This is a genomic window from Providencia sp. PROV182 (assembly GCF_028480325.1).
GTDB lineage: Bacteria > Pseudomonadota > Gammaproteobacteria > Enterobacterales > Enterobacteriaceae > Providencia > Providencia hangzhouensis.
The window spans coordinates 1-19,179 of record NZ_JAMPOL010000033.1; the positions used below are offsets into that span (position 1 = coordinate 1).

Annotated in this window: 16 protein-coding genes; 1 reads left to right on the top strand and 15 read right to left on the bottom strand. The window is 40.3% G+C overall.

Features of this window, described 5'->3' with window-relative positions:
* Positions 1-159 precede the first annotated feature (159 nt).
* The 7 genes from PR834_RS19790 to PR834_RS19820 all read right to left on the bottom strand — a co-directional run bounded on the left by PR834_RS19790 (position 160) and on the right by PR834_RS19820 (position 7,184).
* The gene (locus tag PR834_RS19790; RefSeq protein ID WP_112307282.1) at positions 160-870 is read right to left on the bottom strand and encodes an ArsR/SmtB family transcription factor; all 711 of its coding nucleotides are present in this window, start codon (positions 868-870) and stop codon (positions 160-162) included.
* Positions 867-1,256 carry an amino acid-binding protein gene (locus tag PR834_RS19795; protein WP_262961116.1) on the bottom strand — a complete coding sequence of 130 codons (390 nt, stop codon included), beginning with the start codon at positions 1,254-1,256 and terminating at the stop codon, positions 867-869. Before PR834_RS19795 ends, PR834_RS19790 begins: the two co-directional genes overlap by 4 nt.
* Complete coding sequence (locus tag PR834_RS19800; protein WP_164565440.1) at positions 1,249-1,572, bottom strand: antibiotic biosynthesis monooxygenase family protein; 324 nt, start codon at positions 1,570-1,572, stop codon at positions 1,249-1,251. Before PR834_RS19800 ends, PR834_RS19795 begins: the two co-directional genes overlap by 8 nt.
* A gap of 117 nt (positions 1,573-1,689) precedes the next feature.
* Complete coding sequence (locus PR834_RS19805; protein WP_272536876.1) at positions 1,690-2,022, bottom strand: YfiM family lipoprotein; 333 nt, start codon at positions 2,020-2,022, stop codon at positions 1,690-1,692.
* A 71-nt stretch (positions 2,023-2,093) separates the two neighbouring features.
* The gene (gene pssA, locus PR834_RS19810) at positions 2,094-3,449 is read right to left on the bottom strand and encodes a CDP-diacylglycerol--serine O-phosphatidyltransferase (protein WP_094961788.1); all 1,356 of its coding nucleotides are present in this window, start codon (positions 3,447-3,449) and stop codon (positions 2,094-2,096) included.
* Between the two features lie 159 nt (positions 3,450-3,608).
* Positions 3,609-6,254: a bifunctional acetate--CoA ligase family protein/GNAT family N-acetyltransferase gene (locus tag PR834_RS19815; RefSeq protein ID WP_096864975.1), complete on the bottom strand. Its 2,646-nt coding sequence runs from the start codon at positions 6,252-6,254 to the stop codon at positions 3,609-3,611.
* A gap of 228 nt (positions 6,255-6,482) precedes the next feature.
* Positions 6,483-7,184, bottom strand: a complete 702-nt coding sequence (locus PR834_RS19820; RefSeq protein WP_164455904.1) for a tRNA-uridine aminocarboxypropyltransferase — start codon at positions 7,182-7,184, stop codon at positions 6,483-6,485.
* A gap of 169 nt (positions 7,185-7,353) precedes the next feature.
* On the opposite strand from PR834_RS19820, the gene PR834_RS19825 reads away from it, so the two are divergent.
* The gene (locus tag PR834_RS19825) at positions 7,354-8,448 is read left to right on the top strand and encodes a tRNA/rRNA methyltransferase (protein ID WP_004257138.1); all 1,095 of its coding nucleotides are present in this window, start codon (positions 7,354-7,356) and stop codon (positions 8,446-8,448) included.
* A 106-nt stretch (positions 8,449-8,554) separates the two neighbouring features.
* Here PR834_RS19825 and emrB read toward each other — a convergent pair whose 3' ends face one another.
* The 8 genes from emrB to nrdF all read right to left on the bottom strand — a co-directional run bounded on the left by emrB (position 8,555) and on the right by nrdF (position 19,177).
* Positions 8,555-10,093 carry a multidrug efflux MFS transporter permease subunit EmrB gene (emrB, locus tag PR834_RS19830; protein WP_036957964.1) on the bottom strand — a complete coding sequence of 513 codons (1,539 nt, stop codon included), beginning with the start codon at positions 10,091-10,093 and terminating at the stop codon, positions 8,555-8,557.
* 13 nt (positions 10,094-10,106) lie between these two features.
* Entirely contained in the window at positions 10,107-11,288 is a 1,182-nt protein-coding gene (emrA, locus tag PR834_RS19835) for a multidrug efflux MFS transporter periplasmic adaptor subunit EmrA (protein ID WP_272525646.1), read from the bottom strand.
* A 216-nt stretch (positions 11,289-11,504) separates the two neighbouring features.
* Positions 11,505-12,020: a transcriptional repressor MprA gene (gene mprA, locus PR834_RS19840; RefSeq protein WP_004257124.1), complete on the bottom strand. Its 516-nt coding sequence runs from the start codon at positions 12,018-12,020 to the stop codon at positions 11,505-11,507.
* A gap of 661 nt (positions 12,021-12,681) precedes the next feature.
* Positions 12,682-13,881: an MFS transporter gene (locus tag PR834_RS19845; RefSeq protein WP_004257121.1), complete on the bottom strand. Its 1,200-nt coding sequence runs from the start codon at positions 13,879-13,881 to the stop codon at positions 12,682-12,684.
* A 131-nt stretch (positions 13,882-14,012) separates the two neighbouring features.
* The gene (proX, locus tag PR834_RS19850) at positions 14,013-15,008 is read right to left on the bottom strand and encodes a glycine betaine/L-proline ABC transporter substrate-binding protein ProX (protein ID WP_004257119.1); all 996 of its coding nucleotides are present in this window, start codon (positions 15,006-15,008) and stop codon (positions 14,013-14,015) included.
* Between the two features lie 102 nt (positions 15,009-15,110).
* Positions 15,111-16,286 (bottom strand): glycine betaine/L-proline ABC transporter permease ProW, encoded by a 1,176-nt coding sequence (gene proW / locus PR834_RS19855; protein ID WP_004257114.1) that lies wholly within the window; start codon positions 16,284-16,286, stop codon positions 15,111-15,113.
* Positions 16,279-17,478, bottom strand: coding sequence for a glycine betaine/L-proline ABC transporter ATP-binding protein ProV (gene proV, locus PR834_RS19860; RefSeq protein ID WP_004257111.1), 1,200 nt, complete (start codon positions 17,476-17,478; stop codon positions 16,279-16,281). Before proV ends, proW begins: the two co-directional genes overlap by 8 nt.
* Before the next feature lie 727 nt (positions 17,479-18,205).
* On the bottom strand, positions 18,206-19,177 hold the full coding sequence (gene nrdF, locus PR834_RS19865; RefSeq protein WP_112307280.1) for a class 1b ribonucleoside-diphosphate reductase subunit beta: 972 nt from the start codon (positions 19,175-19,177) through the stop codon (positions 18,206-18,208).
* Between the last annotated feature and the right edge of the window lie 2 nt (positions 19,178-19,179).

Sequence of the window (19,179 nt, forward strand, 5' to 3'; positions counted from 1 at the left end):
GTATTACTAACATACTGGATTTTATGGATAATAACCTATTGTAGGTGACTTGGGGCATTGTTTGGAGAAATACAGTTTTACGTCTGCTTTTAATTAGTAATTAGCTTGGTAAGTATATTATCAAATCGTTCTAGGGGTGTTCGTTATTTTGTTGGGGGGTTAAGCTATATTAATATTAAAAATACGCTTTAAAGCTTTCTTACCGTAGGTAGTAAAAGTAATTTCTCGATAACCTTTTGTTTTCTCTATCCATTCTTTTTCTGCAAAAAATTTCAATAGTAAGGTTCCTGCTAGTCCCCCTAGGTGCATACGTCTTTCACTCCAATCCAAACAAGCACATGCTATTTTTCGTTTTGTATTAGGATCAATGTCGATACCTAATTTTTTAAATTGATTGGCACCAATCATTGATAATTTATTTTCTCTAGCTGTAAACCAGCCATTTTTATCCATAAATTCGTAGATCTGAACGGCAATTTCTCCGGCTAAGTGATCATAGCAAGTACGTGCCTTTCGCAGATGAATAGGTGTTGTTATAGGTGGGGTGTACTCCAATTTCATGGATACCCCCATTAATGTTTCTAATAATTCGGCAATGTCTGTGCCTGCAAGCCTATAATAACGGTGTCTTCCTTGAGATAGACAACTAATTAAGTGGCTGTTTAAAAGTTTAGTTAAGTGTGCACTCGTTGTTGATGGGGCTATATTTGCAGCTACGCTTAATTCTGTTGCTGTCCAAGCCCTGCCATCCATTAATGCACACAAAATACTGACCCTTGAAGGGTCAGCAATCGCAGAGGCAACTTTTGCGATAGATTGTTCTAATGGCTCTTTTTCTTCAATGGGAATACTATCTTTGCTTGGTATCATGGTTGGCTTTCCCACTTCTTTGTTACTTCAGCGGCTAATATATTGTTGTCTGTTATTAATATTAACCTGTTATTGTGGTCGCTGTATTGAACAAGGATATTAATTTGGTGAAGTGCGAGTTGAGAAACAATTTCTCCAAGTTCGCCAGGACGTTCTTGTTTTAATTTGCGGATCACTGGTTGTATGATACTTTCAACCTGTAAACCCTCAGTAGTTAAGGCATCTCGTGCTTTTTCTGGCTGGGTAACAAGAAAGTGAGCATGACTTTTTTCTTCGATAGAAAAAACGCCACCACCTTCAAGGCCAATACCATGTTTCCCTAATGTTGTCGCCAATAGTGCTAAAGCACCTACTTGGTTTTCAATAAACACATGAATATCATACATCAAAGCTATCCTCGTTATTGTATGAGTAATCCTTTAAGGTATGGGCAACTCGAATTCGATAATGGGAAAAAATGGTTTGTTGTCCTTCAACTTGTGCATCGATATGCATGAAATGGTTTTTCCATTGTTTTACTGCTTCTTCTGTTTCCCACCATGAAAGTGAGAGAATTTTTCCTTCTGTTGTAATAGATTGAAAGCGTTCGACAGCAATAAACCCGTCAATGTGCATAAGTTCAGATTTAAGTTTGGCTGCCAATTCAAAATAACGCTCTTTTTGCGCTGGTATTGGGATGGCTTCAAAAATTACGGCAATCATAAAACTCTCCTTAATGTAGAAGCTCAACTATAACGGTTTAATTTATAGATACTTCGATGGTGAGCGAAATATTAAAAATAGGAGAGGAATGTAAAAAATGAGAAAGAAGTGCGTGGGTTACTTTAAGGACTGATATAAACTATAACCTGCTATTGACCCTGCAACATCATAGGCAAAATCATGCCAACTCCACCCAGTACCATTAGGCCTGCTGTCATAAAGCTCTTTTGCTGCGCCAAGAGAAACTGAAAATAGAATACCAAATATGGCAGCATCGAGGTGTTGTATGTTTTGTTTATCTGCATAAGCATTACCAGCCGCAGCCATCGCGGCTGAAAATGCGAAATGCTGCGCTTTATCTTTACCTTGCCAATTATCATTAGCCCAATGAAAACCAGTACATCCTGTTGAAATGAATATAAGTAAGCTAATGATCAGTGATTTAAACATTTTTGGTAAGATACCTAAAAAATTAAAGTAGCAAAGTAAAAGCGCCACCGAAGTGACGCTTTGTTTAAATTCTAAAGGATGCGGCTAATTAACCGGTCGACTCGTATTCGACGTAGTCGTCGGATTAATTTTTTCACTTTAACAGGATAGGTTTGGATGCTATCTAGTTCGCGAAAATGGCTAACAACCTTAGTATGAGTTCGAATGCACTCTAGCTCGTGATTGCGTTGCTCTTGCAGCTGTTGTTTTGGATCGTGAATTAATACTGCGTTTTCAAGATCTAACCCCCAAGCGCGTGGGTTTAAGTTGTTACCCGTGATCAATTGCCAGTGATTATCAACCCACATCCCCTTTAGGTGATAGGTATTGTCTGCGTCTTTCCAGAGCCTTACTGTTAACTGCTGGTTATCAATAAAGCGTTGCAAGCGACTAACAAAACGGCGCAAGTTGATCTCATAAAGGTATGGCAATGCACCAATAATTTTAAATGGCTCTTCAGGTGGGATATAGAAGTCGTTGGCAGTTTTGTCACCAATGATAATTTCTACTTGTTTGCCATCACGCAGTAACCGACTAATAACCCTAACTAACACCGCAGGCAAATTAAAATAAGGCGTACAGATTGTTAGTTTATTGTTTGTTGCACCCATTAAATGCGTGATAACACGGTTTAAATCGTTTTTCTTACCGAGACCAACAAAGGGAGTGACGGACAGCTCATCATTAGTTGCATTCCCTGAAAATTGATAGGACGCTCCCCGTAAGCCCAAACGAAATTGTTTAATTAAATGCTTAAACTCAGCTGTTTTTGGTCGAGTTGGCGTATTTAATAAATGAATGGCATCAGCTTGTAGTAATGCGTCATCAATAAATTTTTTCATTGATGCGGTAAGTTGGCTATTTTTGATCAGGTGATAGCGGTCGTAACGGTATTTACTATGACGTTGTAAATAGACGTCATTAATACTTGCCCCGCTATAGAGTAGAGTATCATCAAATAAAAAGCCTTTTAGATGCAAAACACCCAGAGCTTCCCGTGTATTTACAGGGATGCCGTAGATAGGGATTTCAATTTCAGGGTAATGTTTTGCAACATCATAATACCAATCGGCATTAGTGGCGTTTGCTGCAACCCCGATGCGACCTCGCTGAGCACGGTGCCAGTCTACGAGAATTTTGATATCCAATGATGTATTAGCTTGTTTTGCAGCGTATAAAGCATGAAGTACGTCTTTACCTGCATCGTCTTTCTCTAAATACAAAGCCGTTATGTAGATAGTATTTTGAGCCTGAGAAATTTGTTTAAGCAGTTCATCACGAAAATCTTCTGTCTTATATAGCGTTTTTACATCAGCAATTTCTTGAGAGAGTTTTGGTAAACTTAACAAATATTGTTGATGTTTTGCTTGTTTTAATTTTGACAACATCACAGTGTAAATTTTCTCTTATTAGTCTAATAGCAACTCGCTTTGCGCACATTTTTAAGCGAATGATCTATGGATGATAGCATATTTAGCTAAACCATTTAGTATAAATTGACGACTTGTTTAATTACTATACAAGTTAAGCCGTGTCCTTAGATATTTCTATAAGTGAAGTGTCAGATTAACGACTCCATCTTCAAATTGAACGTCAATCTCAAAACCAAGTTTTTTAGCTAGGCTTATCATATTGCGGTTTTCAGGCATAGTTATGGCTGTTAGCTTTTTAATGCCGTGGCTTCGCGTATAGTTAAGTAACTTTTGCATAAGTTGATAACCGAGCGTTTGCCCTTTCATATCAGAGCGAACCAGTACTGCAAATTCAGCCTCTTGGTTATCAGGATCAGCCATTGCTCGCGTGACGCCAATAATTTCAGGCGTAGTATTGGGGTTTTTTACCGCAACGAAAGCCATTTCACGGTCATAATCAATCTGTGTCATATTGGCAAGATCATCGTGGGTAAATTCGCTGATCTCGCTAAAGTAGCGATAATAAAGATCCTCTTTAGTCACTTGCTCTATAAAGGATTTTAGCAAAGGTTCATCTTCAGGGAGGATCGGTCGTAGTAAGCAGGTAAGATCTTCTTTTAAATGAATTGTTTCTTCTAGCTCACTAGGATAAGGGCGAATTGCCAGCCTTGATGTTGTCGCATCATCTGTTGGGCTTAATGCCATGGAGACATCAAGTAAAGTAAATTCATCCCCTGAGGCGAGCAATGGATGAATATCTAACCTTGTAATATTTGGGCAATCAATAATTAAATTTGAAACTCGTACTAATAAAGCAGATAACCCTATGATGTTTAATGGTTCTAAAGCACTTCGGGATTTTATTTTATAACCTTTAATAGCATTAATAACTAGGTAGCGAGCTAAAGCCATATTTAGCGGAGGAAGAGCTACAGCAGCTTGGCTCTCTTGTTGCCACTCAATACCACCTTCTCCTAACATGATAAGAGGGCCAAAGACAGGGTCTAGTTCAACAGCGATCCTGAGCTCTTGAGCACCTGCTCGATTAGCCATACTTTGTACTAGTAGCCCTTCAATTCGTGCATTAGGGAAATTTGTTGAAACACGTTCCATAATCGCTTTAGCTGCATCTTCTACCTCTTTAGCATTGCGTAAATAGAGCATGACCCCTTGTACTTCTGACTTGTGTACAATATCGGGAGAACGTAGTTTTAAAGCAACGGGGTAACCAATTTTCTCTGCGATTTCAATGGCTTCATTGCTCGAATGTGCAATCCAGGTGGGTAAGCTATTTAACCCGTAGGCTTTTAAAATTGGCTGAACTTCATGAGTATCCAAGTGTAGCTTATTATTTTCCAATGCTTGCTGAATATATTCATGAGCCTGTTGCGTATTAGCGGTGATACCTACTGGGAGGGCTGGCGTTTCTTTTAATTGTTTTTGGTTACGGCGATATTCCACCATATGCATATACGCCGTGATTGCCCCTTCTGGAGTGCGGTAGGTAGGGATCCCAGCTTCACTAAATAGGCGACGAGATTCTTGAGAGGAATATTCTCCACACCAGTTGGTTAAAATGGTTAGCCACTTTCCGCGTGGGTGTTGCTTAATAGTTTTAATAATTTTTTCTGCCATGGTTTTACTTTCAGTTATCGCACTGGGAGTGTGGATAAGTAACAAAGCGTCATGGTCATGGCTATCGAGCATTTTGTTCAGTACATTGATATAGCGCTCAACGGTGGAATCATCTCCTAAGTCAATCGGATTTTGTGTCGATAAATCAAGAGGTAATAGTGAACTTAATTCATTTTCTGTTTCAACACTTAACGTTGCAAGTTTACCATTACGTAAGAGAAGTTCGTCTAATGCCATCGCGGCTGGGGCAGAACCATTACTCATGATTGAAAGACGCTCACCGCGTAATGGAGTCATATAGCTTAATGTCTCAACCGCAGAAAACATTTCGTGAGTATCTTGCACGCGAAGAAGACCTGCACGCTGGATAGCAGCATCGTAAGCGGCATCTAGGCTAGGTTTATCGCCCAGTAGTTTTTGTGCTTTGCGGGTTCGACCACTTTTTATCACTAATATAGGTTTATTGCGTGAGGCACTGCGAGATGATGATAAGAAACGTCGTGCATCACTAATGCTCTCAAGGTACAACAAAATAGCGCTGGTTTTGCTGTCACGCGCTAAGTAATCGAGTAAATCGTCAATATCTATATCGATGCTATCACCAAGGGCAATAAAATAAGAAAAACCGATGTCTCGGTGCCTTGCCCAATCCAGAACGGTATTCGATACAGCAGCAGATTGAGAGATAAAAGCGAGTTTTCCTTTTAAGATTGGTATTGGAGAAAAACTTGCATTCAAACCTTGCCATGGGGCGAGAAAACCTAGGCTATTCGGGCCTAATAGGCGAATTTGATATTGCTGGGCGACTTTTTTTAATTCATTAAACTGAATTGAAGGGGATGACAAAATAATAACTACTTTACAGCCAGCTTCCCCTAATTGCTGTAAACAGGAGATATTACGTGAGTAATGGGTACAGATAACGGCAAGATCAGGTTTGAGCGGTAATTTATCTATAGAAGGATAAGCAAGTACGCCGAGGACAGAGTTTCGGTTTGGATTAACAGGTAAAATAGGACCTTTAAAACCGCTGGTAAGTAGGTTTTTCATCATCACCGAACCTGCACGGCTCGGGTTTTCAGATGCTCCCACGACAACGATAGACTTTGGCCGGAATAAAGATTCTAACTGACTGACTAAACCCATGGTTGATAACCCTTTGCTTTGCTGAACGAGATAAGCGTTCAATAGATAAAAAGTGGCTGAGTGATACTTATGAATACTATGCCTTATCTTTGAGATTGCGCTAGTTTATCTGGTGAGTTTAATTAATTTATACAAGCACGTTCACGTTTTATCAGCACGACGATCTAAAAGTTGTCATTTAATGGTACTGGGCTCGAAAAGAAAGAGAAAAACAGTACCAATAAATAGTTAGAGGTGGGATTCGGTAAGTAGCTTCTGTGCAATAGGGTGATGCGGTTTCCCTTCAAGGTATTTTCGACGGAAAAGATTGAAGTGGCTAAAGAGTTGTTGTGAAGCGTCTAAATCTCCCGCTAATTCTAAAACGGTAGCTGCAACTTCGGCGGTACAATGTTGTTCTTCCCTTGATGGCGTACGGAGTAAGTAGTCAGTTCTTGCTTTGGTATTAATTGAAAGCATTGGAATATCATTAAGATAAGGGCTTTTTCGAAACATTTTTCGTGCTTCAGGCCAGGTCCCATCGAGTAAAATAAATAAAGCGGGTTTATCCGACAAAGTCGGTTCATTGACTACGATGCGTTCATTTTGAGCGTAGCTTTCTGGAAAAATAAGGTAAGGCTGCCTTGTGGTGTCTTGCAGTGCCGCCAATAGCTGCGTATCAGGCTCTGTTCTTGACCATTGAAAGGCCAAAGTGTCGGGCAAAACATCCGCAATCAACTTTCCTGTATTACTTGGCTTAAATACCTCACCATCAAACATAATCAAGCAAAATTGGCTTTTTGCTTGTGATGATATGGTGTCTTGGCATAGGCATTGTGGGTTAGGTAACAAACAATATTGGCAACGTTTTACTCGGCAGCCTCGTGCCCTAAACGGTTTAGTCGATAATGCGAGGCGCTGTTGACGCAGGTGATAAACGGCATTCGAAGTCATGTTGAATTATTTTTTTTAGGCCTAAAATTAAGGCGCATATTGTACGCAAAACGATTTCTATACGATAGAAGTATATTCAATAACTTTTAGATGAGATAATAGTGCGAATCGGTAGCGTAGCCATGCAACATCATGTAATCTTCGCGCCATAGCTTAGTAGGGGATAGTGATGAACGACTCGAATGATTTTAGTGGTAAAAACGGCAAAGTAAAAGTGATGTATGTCCGCAGTGAAGAGCAGGACAACAATAAAGGTAATGATAAACGCCGAGGCGGTGGCCGTGATGATAGGCGCGGTAATGACAAGCGTGGTGGTGATAGACGAGATGGTGCCCGTCAAGATCGTGGTGGTCGCTCAAGCCGCCCTGAAGGTGGGCGTGAAGGTCGTCGCTCTGATAACCGTAATGAAGCACCTCGCGAGCGTTCGCCATGGCGCACTGTTTCTAAGCCAGATAGCGAAGAGTTAACGAATGACCATGGCGGAATTGTTGGTAAGAGCCAGATTGACCCTGAACAATTGCGTAAGCAGCGCCAAGAAGAAACTCGTATCTATGGTGAGAATGCCTGCCAAGCCATGTTTAAAAACCGCCCTGATGCGATTGTTCGCGCATGGTTCTTGCAATCTGTCACACCGCGTTTTCGTGATGCGTTAAAATGGATGGCGGCAAATCGCAAAGCTTACCACGTTGTTGATGACGAAGAGTTATCGAAAGCATCCGGAACTGAACATCATGGTGGTGTCTGTTTTATCATTAAAAAACGCGGTGGAATGAGTGCTGATGCTTACTTGCAGCAAGCGGCAGGTAATGACTGCGTATTAGCACTGGAAGATGTGGGAAATCCACATAATCTGGGCGGAATTATGCGTAGCTGTGCGCATTTCGGTATCAAAGGTGTGATTTTGCAGGATGCAGGCATGCTAGAGTCTGGGGCGGCAATTCGCACTGCAGAAGGTGGTGCTGAACACATTAAAGCGATTGATGCAGATGGATTAACAGATACTTTGGATAAATTCCGCAAAGCGGGTTATACCATTGTGACGACTTCTAGCCATAAAGGCAGTCAAGATCTCGCAAAAGCGAAGTTACCGGCCAAAATGGTCTTAGTTTTAGGCCAAGAGAGTGATGGTTTAAGTGATAGTACGTGGGATCAAGGCGATATGAGTCTCTATATCGGTGGAACAGGTAAAGTGGAAAGCTTGAATGTCTCTGTTGCAACAGGAATTATGTTAGCCCAGTGGTGGCAACAAAACCAAGTTAAATAACCACCTACGCTTTATCAGAAAAATAAGACCATACATAAAAGGATGTATTCCCGCTATGTATGGCTTTTTTATATCTATCACCAAGTTATTCACTGGGTTGGGCTAATTAATGAGCACCACCACCGTCTTTTGAACCTGCCCCAAATGGTGGCTTAGCGAACCAGACAATGACCATCAGTAGGATAAAAATTCCAGCTGAGAGCCAGAATATCTCATTTGCTGACATAATCAGTCCTTGGTCAGTAATCGTTTTAGCAAGATAGGCTGCACTTTGCTGCTCATTCATGCCTATTTTCGCCAGTTCACTGTACATCTGTTGGGCATTTGGGTTATATGGGTTAACAAATTCAGCGAGGTTTTCATGATGCATTGACTCTCTTTGGGTCCACATTGTTGTGGTGATTGATGTCCCAATGGCTCCAGCTAGGGTACGAGTAAAGTTAGATAAACTCGATGCAGAGGCCATTTTTTCTGGCGGCAGGCCAGATAATGTAATGGTTGTCAAAGGCATAAAGAAACAAGCGATGGCTAAACCTTGCACAAATTGCGGCCAAGCAGCTTCGGCAAAACTCATCCCAGGTTCGAAAGTATAAGCACGCCAATAGTAGCAAACAGCATAGATAATAAAGCTGAATGTAACTAAATAACGCATATCAATTCGGTTACCAAAACGCCCTATAATTGGTGTAATCAATAGCGGTAATAATCCTACAGGTGCAGAGGCTAACCCAGCCCATGTTGCGGTATAGCCATAAACTTCTTGTAGCAATTGCGGCAGTAGTACAATCGTTCCAAAATAGAGCATGTAAGCAAGGCTTAAGGACAAACAGCCAATCGTAAAATTGCGTTCTTTAAATAGGGATAAGTCGATGACAGGATGGTCATCGGTGAGTTCCCATACAATTAAAAAGGCAATAGCTACAACGGCAATAACGGTCAGGACGATAATTTCAGTCGAGTTAAACCAATCCAGCTCTTTGCCTTGGTCAAGCATAATCTGTAAAGCACCAATACCAACAACCAATAGCACTAAACCAATAGTATCAATGCGCTGAATAGATATTTTAGTTTCACGGCCTTTTAAGGTGCGCATGATGGCAAAAATGATCGCAATACTAAATGGTACATTGATAAAAAATATCCAGCCCCAATGGTAGTTATCACTAATATAACCACCAAGAATCGGTCCGCAAATCGGAGCAATAACGATAGTCATTGACCAAAGGGCGAGGGCCATATTGCGTTTGGCTGGAGGATAATTGTTAAGCAGTAGGCTTTGAGATAAAGGAATGAGTGGTCCTGCGACTAAACCTTGTAAAACTCGGAATAAGATCAGCATCTCTAAGCTGCCAGAAATACCGCACAGCCATGAAGTTAAAGCGAATAAGCCTGTAGACCATAAAAATAGCCTGACTTCACCTATCCTACGGGCTAGCCAACCAGTGATGGGGATGGAGATCGCATTGGCAACGCCGAAAGAGGTTATTACCCAAGTTCCTTGCGAGTTGGATGCCCCCAAGTTTCCCGCAATGGTTGGAATAGCTACGTTAGCAATGGTGGAATCAAGAACTTGCATAAATGTTGCCAATGAAAGAGCAATTGTCATCCATGCGAGTTTTGATCCCGTTAAAGGTGCTGTCGTCACGATTGCACCCCCACTATTTATTTCCTAGGTTATTATTAATTATCTCAGTAACTATTTTGTCCGCAGGAGACATATCTACAGCTAATGCAGCAGTATGGTAAGCAGGGGTATCACGCATCCCTTTAGAAAGCACTTTGCCATTTTTATCTAATGTATCAACCGTAACTTCGGTGGATAAACCGATACGTAATGGGTGTTCTTCAAGTTGGTTTTCATCTAAGGCTATACGTACGGGTAGGCGTTGGACTACTTTGATCCAGTTACCACTGGCATTTTGTGCAGGTAATAAAGAGAACGCGCTACCTGTTCCCATATCAAGTCCCACAACAGTACCGTTAAATACGATATCTTTACCGTAAAAATCAGTAATGACCTTCGCAGGTTGGCCGATACGCATATCCGCAAGTTGTGTTTCTTTAAAGTTCGCATCAATCCACATACCATTGGAAGGAACGATGGCCATTAATGGGGTTGAAGGGGTGATTTGTGAACCCACTTGTACACTGCGGCGTGAAACATAGCCATCAACAGGGCTGACGATTTTCGTCCGTTGCAAGGTGAGCCAAGCGTTTCGAACTTGTGTTGCTGCTTGCTCTACTGCGGGTTGTTTTTCAATTGAGCTATTTAACACTATGGCTTGATTAGCATTATATTGTTCTATTGCCATGTCTAATGCCGCTTTAGCACTGACGACAGCTTCTCTTGCGTGTTGTAGTTCTTCTTTACCAATGACATGGCTACTACCTAAAACTTCTCGACGTTTTAAATCATTTTGCAACCGGTTTAATTCAGAACGTTTGACCTCAATATTGGCTTGTAGCTGGCGGCTGTTAACCATGTGCTGGCGGGTTTGACGCACACTGTTGGCTAATTCTGTTTTTGCTTTATCGAGAGCTAATTCAGCATCACGTGGGTCCAGTTCAACCAAAACAGTTCCACTTGTCACGAAATCTGTGTTGTCCACATTGACAGTCATCACGCTGCCGGAAACTTGGGATTGTATTTGTACTTGGTTTCCCGCGACATAAGCATTATCCGTTGATTCATAGTGACGAAGAACGAGATACCAGTAGGCCCCCCAGCCAACGCCTATAATAATAAATAATAGAGTCAACAAGATAAGCGCACTTTTACGTTGCCTTTTTTTATTTCGTTGGGGAGTTTGCGTTTGTTGCATTTCCTCAGGGGAACTCATACTCGTATTTCTCCACTTCTCTGGATAAGGATCACGGTTGTTTCCAGTAGTTAGGTAATAACCACTGGAAACTGAGACTACAAATGATTTTGCTGTTTGATGGGATATCGTAAAGCATAAGGGTGAAAGGATAATGAAATATTATGGGCTGAAAAGTTTTTTTTCACCTTTGAGCTTAAGAATGGCTCAAATACATTAACCTTACAAATGTTATGGTCAATCTTTTATAGTATCCAGTTTTGTCAGTAATTTACGCATCAGCGTGTTAAGCTGTTGTTTCTCATCAGCATCTAAAACAGACCAAATATCAATTAATGCGCTGTGTTGAGGTGGTAATAGGCCATTTAAAAACTCCGTCCCTTTTTCTGTGAGGTGTAGATGAAGGCAACGTCTATCGTTGTGACTTTCTTTGCGCTCAATCCAACCATTTTTTTCCAGTTCATCTGCAATTCGTGTTGCATTGGTTCGTGAGGAACCAAGAGCCGCACTGAGTTCAGATGGCTGAATACTGCGGGAGTCTTTTGTATCAAGGATCATAAGTGCCATAAACAGGGTTTCATTAATACCTTGAGACCTTAACATATTATTTCGTGTTTCAAGTAACTTCCCATGAACATGCATGCATAGGCGTGTTAGTAGGATTTCTTGATACGGAATAGGACTTTCATGTGAATCTTGTTGTTCTACACGAGCATTGAGTAGCTCTTCAGTTGGTGTAAATGAACTTTCCATTATTGGGATACCTTATTAGTTTCAGTTGGTAAGATTACAACTGTCATCAACCACCTAAATGGTATATTAAAAGATAGAATTAGCAATTATACTTAATTAATATCGCCGATTTTATTTTGATAATGATACATGATTCATAAATTTTATGAATGTAATTTACCTATTTTTGTATAGCAGGCTGACCTTTTTACACTGATAGTGTCATTTTTGGTTATAAAACAACCAAGCCAATGCTTAATTAAAGGTTAATTTCAATCATACAAAACAATATATAATCACACGACATTAACTCAATACCATTTTTTTTGTTACCCAATAATTACAACTTAGATAGATATTTTTAATGGATAGGTGTAATTACTTATTTTTGTATAATTTAAACATTATCTGATATAGCAATAATTTGATTTATTAACAGTTATACTACCTTTTCATAGAGTCATTGTATTTGTTTAACTGTGTCATTCCCTAATATTTACTTTGTTTACTATTACGGTTGATAATTATTGGCCTTATGATGAACTGTTTATTTATTCAATATTCAACAGATTTGATGGGTAAAATTGAGTCACATAAGTTTAATGTATTATGAGATTTTATATGTTTATGTGATCTCGAAAATTTTCATCATAAAATGTATTGATACAGATATCAGTTATGTTTAGTCATCAGTTGTGGTGATGATGGGATCATAGCGAATACCGATAGCCCAAATAATTAAACTTAGAGTGGTTAAGATTGCACCTGCAATCGCAACTCCCTCCCAACCCGCGTGTTCATAGGCATAGCCTGAAAGTAGAGATCCTAGTGCGCCCCCAATGAAATAGCTGGTCATATAGCCTGCCGTTAGGCGGTTACGAGCTTCAGGTAATATTCGATATAACGTACTCTGACTGGTGACATGGACGGCTTGTACTGCAAGGTCTAGCACCAAAATACCAATGATAAATGCGACCAGGGAATATTTCGCTAAACCGATGGGTATCCAGGATAATAGTAATAACACCAACCCAATAGTTGTAATGAGCTTTCCTTTGCCTTTATCGACAAGATGCCCTGCTTGGGAGGCCATAATGGCACCTGCGGCACCGACTAAGCCAAATAAACCTATAGTCCCTTCGGAATAATTGAATGGCGGACTGGCTAATAAGAAAGCCATTGCGGTCCACAGTAAACCAAAATTGGCAAATGATAATGCACCGAGAGAAGCGCGTACCGCAAGCACTGGAGTGCCGAAAAATAACCGGCCAATAGAACCAATGAGCTGGAAGTAGTTTAAGTTAGCTTTTTGATGGTAACGGGGGAGTTTAATGGCTAGAACAATCATTAACAGCATCAATAATGCAAAGGCCACCCAATAGATCGCTCTCCAGCCACCGACCATAGCAACAGCACCTGAAACCGTTCTTGCAAGTAAAATGCCCAGCAATAACCCACTCATAATCATTCCTACCGCTTTACCACGTTTATGAGGCTTAGCAATAGATGCTGCTAGTGGGATCAGGACTTGTGCAACAACTGAAAATAGTCCAGTAAGGGCGGTACCTAAAAGGATTTGCCAAATATTATTTGAAAGCGCTGTAATTAATAGCCCTAATGCCGAAAGAAAGGTCATCGTTAAAATTAAACGCTTGCGTTCAAACAAATCTCCCAATGGGACTAAAAAAAGTAAACCTGCCGCATAACCCAGTTGGGCTGCGGTGACAATAAACCCAGCCATATTAGTGGTTAAATTAAACTGCCCCGCAATGGTGTCTAAAAGCGGTTGAGCATAGTAATTACTGGCAACGACAAGACCTGTGGCAATGGCCATTAAAATAGTGAGGCCCGTTGTTAGCTCTGCAGTTTGGGTCTGTTTCATGAGGATTACCTATTATTAGCTAGGCGTCTACTATAAACAAAATTTATTACCTTGGTTTACTTCTTTTTGTCATTGATGTAAAAAAGCCACCGGCTAGGGTGGCTAAAGTGACTTAATCGAGCTGTTTATACTTACTTAGCGGCTTCTTGTGCTTCTTTTACCCAGCCATCAAAAGTGGATTGATGGGCTTTGATCCAAGCATTTGTGTGGCGCTGAATATCCGATTGAGATGCTTCACCATTATGCATTCTTAAGTTTTGCGCATTAATATCGGCAATAGGTAGTTTCATTACTTCAAATAATTTTGCTGCAGCAGGGTTATCTGCAGCCCATTTTTTATTGGCGACGATATGCATGGTATTTGGTGGGAAACCATAGTTTTTTCCGTTAGGTAATGTGGTGTCTGTTTTTTCACCGTTTGGCATTGATGAGAATGGCACTTCTAACCAAACTACATCACGGCCCGGCTTAAGGACATCACTTATCCAATAAGGCGTCCACGTATAATATAAAATAGGCTTACCTTCTTTATATCGGGTAATGGTATCTGCCATCATTGCCGCGTAGTTCCCTTGGTTATGGTCAACCGTTTTTTCTAAGTCATAGGCTTTTAAATGGTTATTGATGGCTGCTTCACAGCCCCAACCTGGGTTACATCCCGTTAAATCCGCTTTACCATTACCATTTGAATCAAAGAGTTTGGCAATTTTAGGGTCTTTGAGTTGTTCAACATTGGTAATCTTGTATTTTTCAGCGGTTTTTTTGTCGATGAGGTAGCCTTGAGCCGCATTGACAACATAATTACCTTGACGATAGAACACATTATCACCACCAGCGGCGTCATATTGCGCATTATGTAAAGGAACCCAGCTGGTGGCTAAGTATGTCGCATCACCGTTCGCAATTGATGCGTAAGCGACATTATAGTCGACTTCTTTGATCGGTTGGACATCATAGCCGAGTTCTTCAAGGGCTTTCGCAACAATCAGTGTTTGGAATGTCTCCTCACTGATCGTACTTTGCACAGGGTTAATTTTTACCCCTTTACCTGGCAGGTCGTTAGCACCTGCAAATGGGACGGTAAACATGGCTGTTAGTGCAGATGCAAGAATGATTTTATGTTTCATTATATTGTTCCCTCTGTTTTTTCGCAGCGAGCTTGGCTTTAAAGTTAAGAGCCAAGTTAGGTGCCACGTGAGTGGCACTTAGGTGAATGGAGGATGTTCTGATTAATGGTTTTTTTTACAAAATGGGCGCATGACTAGCCCAATAGGGCCTTTTTGATACCAACGACATGATGTTTTGCCGCGAGTATCTTGTCCTAAAGATTGGGTAAAACGGTCTAAGATGATAGCCAGAATAACAATACCGACCCCTCCGACAGACGCGAGACCCATATCAAGGCGGCCAATACCCCGTAAGACCATCTGGCCTAAGCCTCCGACGGCAATCATTGAGGCGATAACGACCATCGACAGTGCTAACATCAAGGTTTGGTTCACCCCGGCCATAATGGTTGGCATTGCTAATGGCAATTGCACTTTAAACAGCATTTGGCGAGGACTTGCACCGAATGATTCAGCGGCTTCAATTAAGTCAGCTGGGACTTGTTTGATCCCTAAAATGGTCAAACGAATGATTGGCGGTAAAGCAAATATAATGGTGACGACGACACCGGGTACATTACCGATACCAAATAACATAACAATCGGGACTAAATAGACGAATGCAGGTGTGGTTTGCATCGCATCAAGTAATGGGCGAATAATCTTAGCGGCTCTATCACTACGTGCCAACCAAATACCCAGTGGTAGTCCTATCACAATACAAAACAGTAAAGATGTGAGCACTAGAGATAGTGTCACCATCGCTTCTGACCAAGCACCAATCGCCCCGATGGCTATCATCGAAATAAATGTGGCCACACCCATTGCGCGTCCGGCTAATTGCCAAGTGAGTAATGCGAAAATAATAATGGCAACAGGAGCTGGTAGTGATGTAAGAAATTGTTCAAACCCGCTCAGAATGAAATCAATGGGGGCGCGTATTCCTTGGAATACAGGACGAAAGTTGAGAACAACCCAATCGATAGCATGCGTAACCCATGAATCAAGGGGGATCAGTGTGTGTTGGAAGGGGTCCATAATATTAAACTGATCGGGCACGATGCTATCAGTCGGTGCGGCATCAAGCCAATCACTCGAACTGGTATCAGCAGGTGTTGTTGTGTCTGATGCATTGCCCCAAGGATCATCCGCAGAGGTATTTGTCTCGCTAGAGCTTGTCGCTGCCCATGGGTCATCAGCTGGTGTATTTTCAGTACCTTGTGTTGGTGTCTCAGTGACTTCAGTATCAGCCCATGGATCTTGCTGGTTCGTCGTTGTTTCTTGATTTTGCTTACTCATTTGGTGTCTCCTTATCCAGCGCTTGTAACAGCATTCCTTTTGAAATCACGCCTAAATACCGGTTTTTTTCGTTAATAACCGGAACGGCGCAAGGGGCTTGTGCTACTGTAGAAATAACTTCATTTAAGGATGTATCACCTTGAATTGGTTCGATATCAGTTAAAATTGCGGCTTCTATACCTGCTTTTTCGTGAAGCGCTTTTTCTAAGGATTCAACAGAAACTACTCCGGCAAAGGTATGTCCTCGGGAAATTAAATAACCGTGATAGCGATCTTCATCATTAAGGACTTTTAGCGCGGAACGGGGACCAAAACCCGGTGCGATGTGTAATAGGGCATTTGGCCGCCTACGCGCGATGTCCTTAGCGCTGAATACTTGGCTGATATCCACACCGCGGAAAAAGGTCTTAACATAATCATTCGCTGGATTATTGAGAATTTCATCAGGCGTACCAACTTGAACGACAACGCCTCCTTGCATAATGGCAATGCGGTCACCAATTCTCATGGCTTCATCAAGATCATGAGAAATAAAGACAATAGTGCGTTGTTTATCTCCTTGTAAGGATAGCAGTTCATCTTGCATTTCAGTACGAATTAATGGGTCAAGGGCTGAGAACGCTTCGTCCATTAATAAAATATCAGGGTCATTGGCTAGCGCTCTGGCTAACCCGATACGCTGACGCATCCCACCCGAGAGCTCATCTGGGTATGAATTCGCCCATTTTTCAAGATTAACTTGCTCAAGTGCATTCATGGCTTTCTTATGGCGCTCTTCTTTTGGAATACCAGAAAGTTCCATACCAAAAGCGGTGTTATCAATGACGTTCATATGTGGCATCAATGCAAAGGATTGAAACACCATACTAATTTTTGTTCGCCTAACTTCGCGCAATGCTTTGTCAGAGATATTGGAAATATCCTCTCCATCTATCATGACTTGCCCGCTAGTAGGTTCTATCAGGCGATTGAGGAGGCGCACCAAGGTAGATTTTCCTGAACCAGAAAGTCCCATGACAACAAAGATTTCGCCTTCTTCAATCGTCAGATTAACATCTTGAACACCTACGGTTAGGCCTGTTTTTTCAAAGATATCATCTTTATTCATACCTGATTCTAATAGCTTAAATGCTTGATCAGGATTGTCCCCAAATATTTTATATAAGTTTTTAACTTGTAATTTTATTGCCATATATTATTTACCCAATTTTCAATCAATAAGGAAAATGAATTACCTGTATTGAGAGTGATGAATTCTATAGTGATAGTTAACACTATGTTTCCTAACTATGATTATCCTTTGAAAATTATTAGGGCATAGATTCCTGTATTTAGTTTAATTGATTAGCTAATTATGGATTAAATTCAAATTCCTCCGTTTGAGTTATTAGTAAAATTTGCAAGCAATAAACCCTAGCATAATAAAATCAGCTGGCAACCCTAGGTTAAGTATAATTAATCAAAAAAGTTAGAGGTGAAAAATGATTTTATTAATATAAATAAAAGTGTCATTGAGCTATAGGATGATAATTTTTATGATTTCCATATCAAAGTTAACTTACTGGTGAGGTTGAATTTATTCAAAAATAATACACTTTGCTTTTATTAATATGGGGACTACTGATTTTATTTAATTTTTAGGTGGATAGATGTTGAACTGATGGATGAAAAAATTGAATTTAATAGCCTATTGATTAATCAAATTAATGAAAAATGAAGTGAAACTTGATTGAATTGAAATTAATGGCCAGATTAACTCATTAAAAATGAGTAATTAAACAGATATACATATAAAAAACGAATAAATCAGTCTATTTTTTGAACCAAAAAATACCATGATGAATAAAATCATTATAATTCATCATGGTATGGTTTTTGTTGTGAATGATGTTTATCAATAAGCTAAATTAAAGCTTTGGTTAAAAGTCCCAGTCATCATCTTCGGTACTGACTGCTTTACCAATAATATAAGATGAACCAGAGCCCGAAAAGAAATCATGATTTTCATTTGCATCAGGAGATAAAGCAGATAATATCGCAGCACTGACATCGGTGACCGTATCAGGAAATAAGGCTTCATAACCTAAATTCATTAATGCTTTATTCGCATTATAATGAAGGAATTTTTTGACATCTTCTGACCAACCAACTGTGTCATAAAGCTCTTGTGTATATTTTACTTCATTTTCATATAAATCGAATAATAATGAAAAAGAAAAATCCTTAATTTCTTTCTGAGTATTCTCATCATATTGTGCTAATGATTTTTGAAATTTATAGCCAATATAATAGCCATGTATGGCCTCATCACGAATAATTAAGCGTATAAGATCTGCGGTATTGGTTAATTTGCCTCTACTTGACCAATACATTGGTAAATAAAAACCTGAATAAAATAGAAATGATTCTAAAAAGACACTTGCTATTTTTTTCTTTAAAGGATGTGAATCACAATAATAAGATAGGATGATCTTAGCTTTATTTTGTAATGCATTGTTTTCTTCACTCCAGCGGTATGCATCATCGACATCAACCGTTGAGCAGAGTGTTGAAAATATTGAACTATAAGAGCGGGCATGTACTGCTTCCATAAAGCTAATATTCGACAAAACCGCTTCTTCATGGGGGGTTTGAGCATCTGGCATTAAGCAAGGTGCACCGACCGTATTTTGAATCGTATCTAGCAGGGTAAGACCAGTAAATACACGTATCGTCAACTGTTTTTCTGCAGCAGTTAGGGTATTCCAAGACGGAATATCATTAGATAATGGCACTTTTTCTGGAAGCCAAAAATTGCTTGTTAATCGGTTCCATACTTCTAAGTCTTTATCATCCTGAATACGGTTCCAGTTAATGGCTTTTACTGGTGTGTTAGATGCGCTGGTGGTCATAA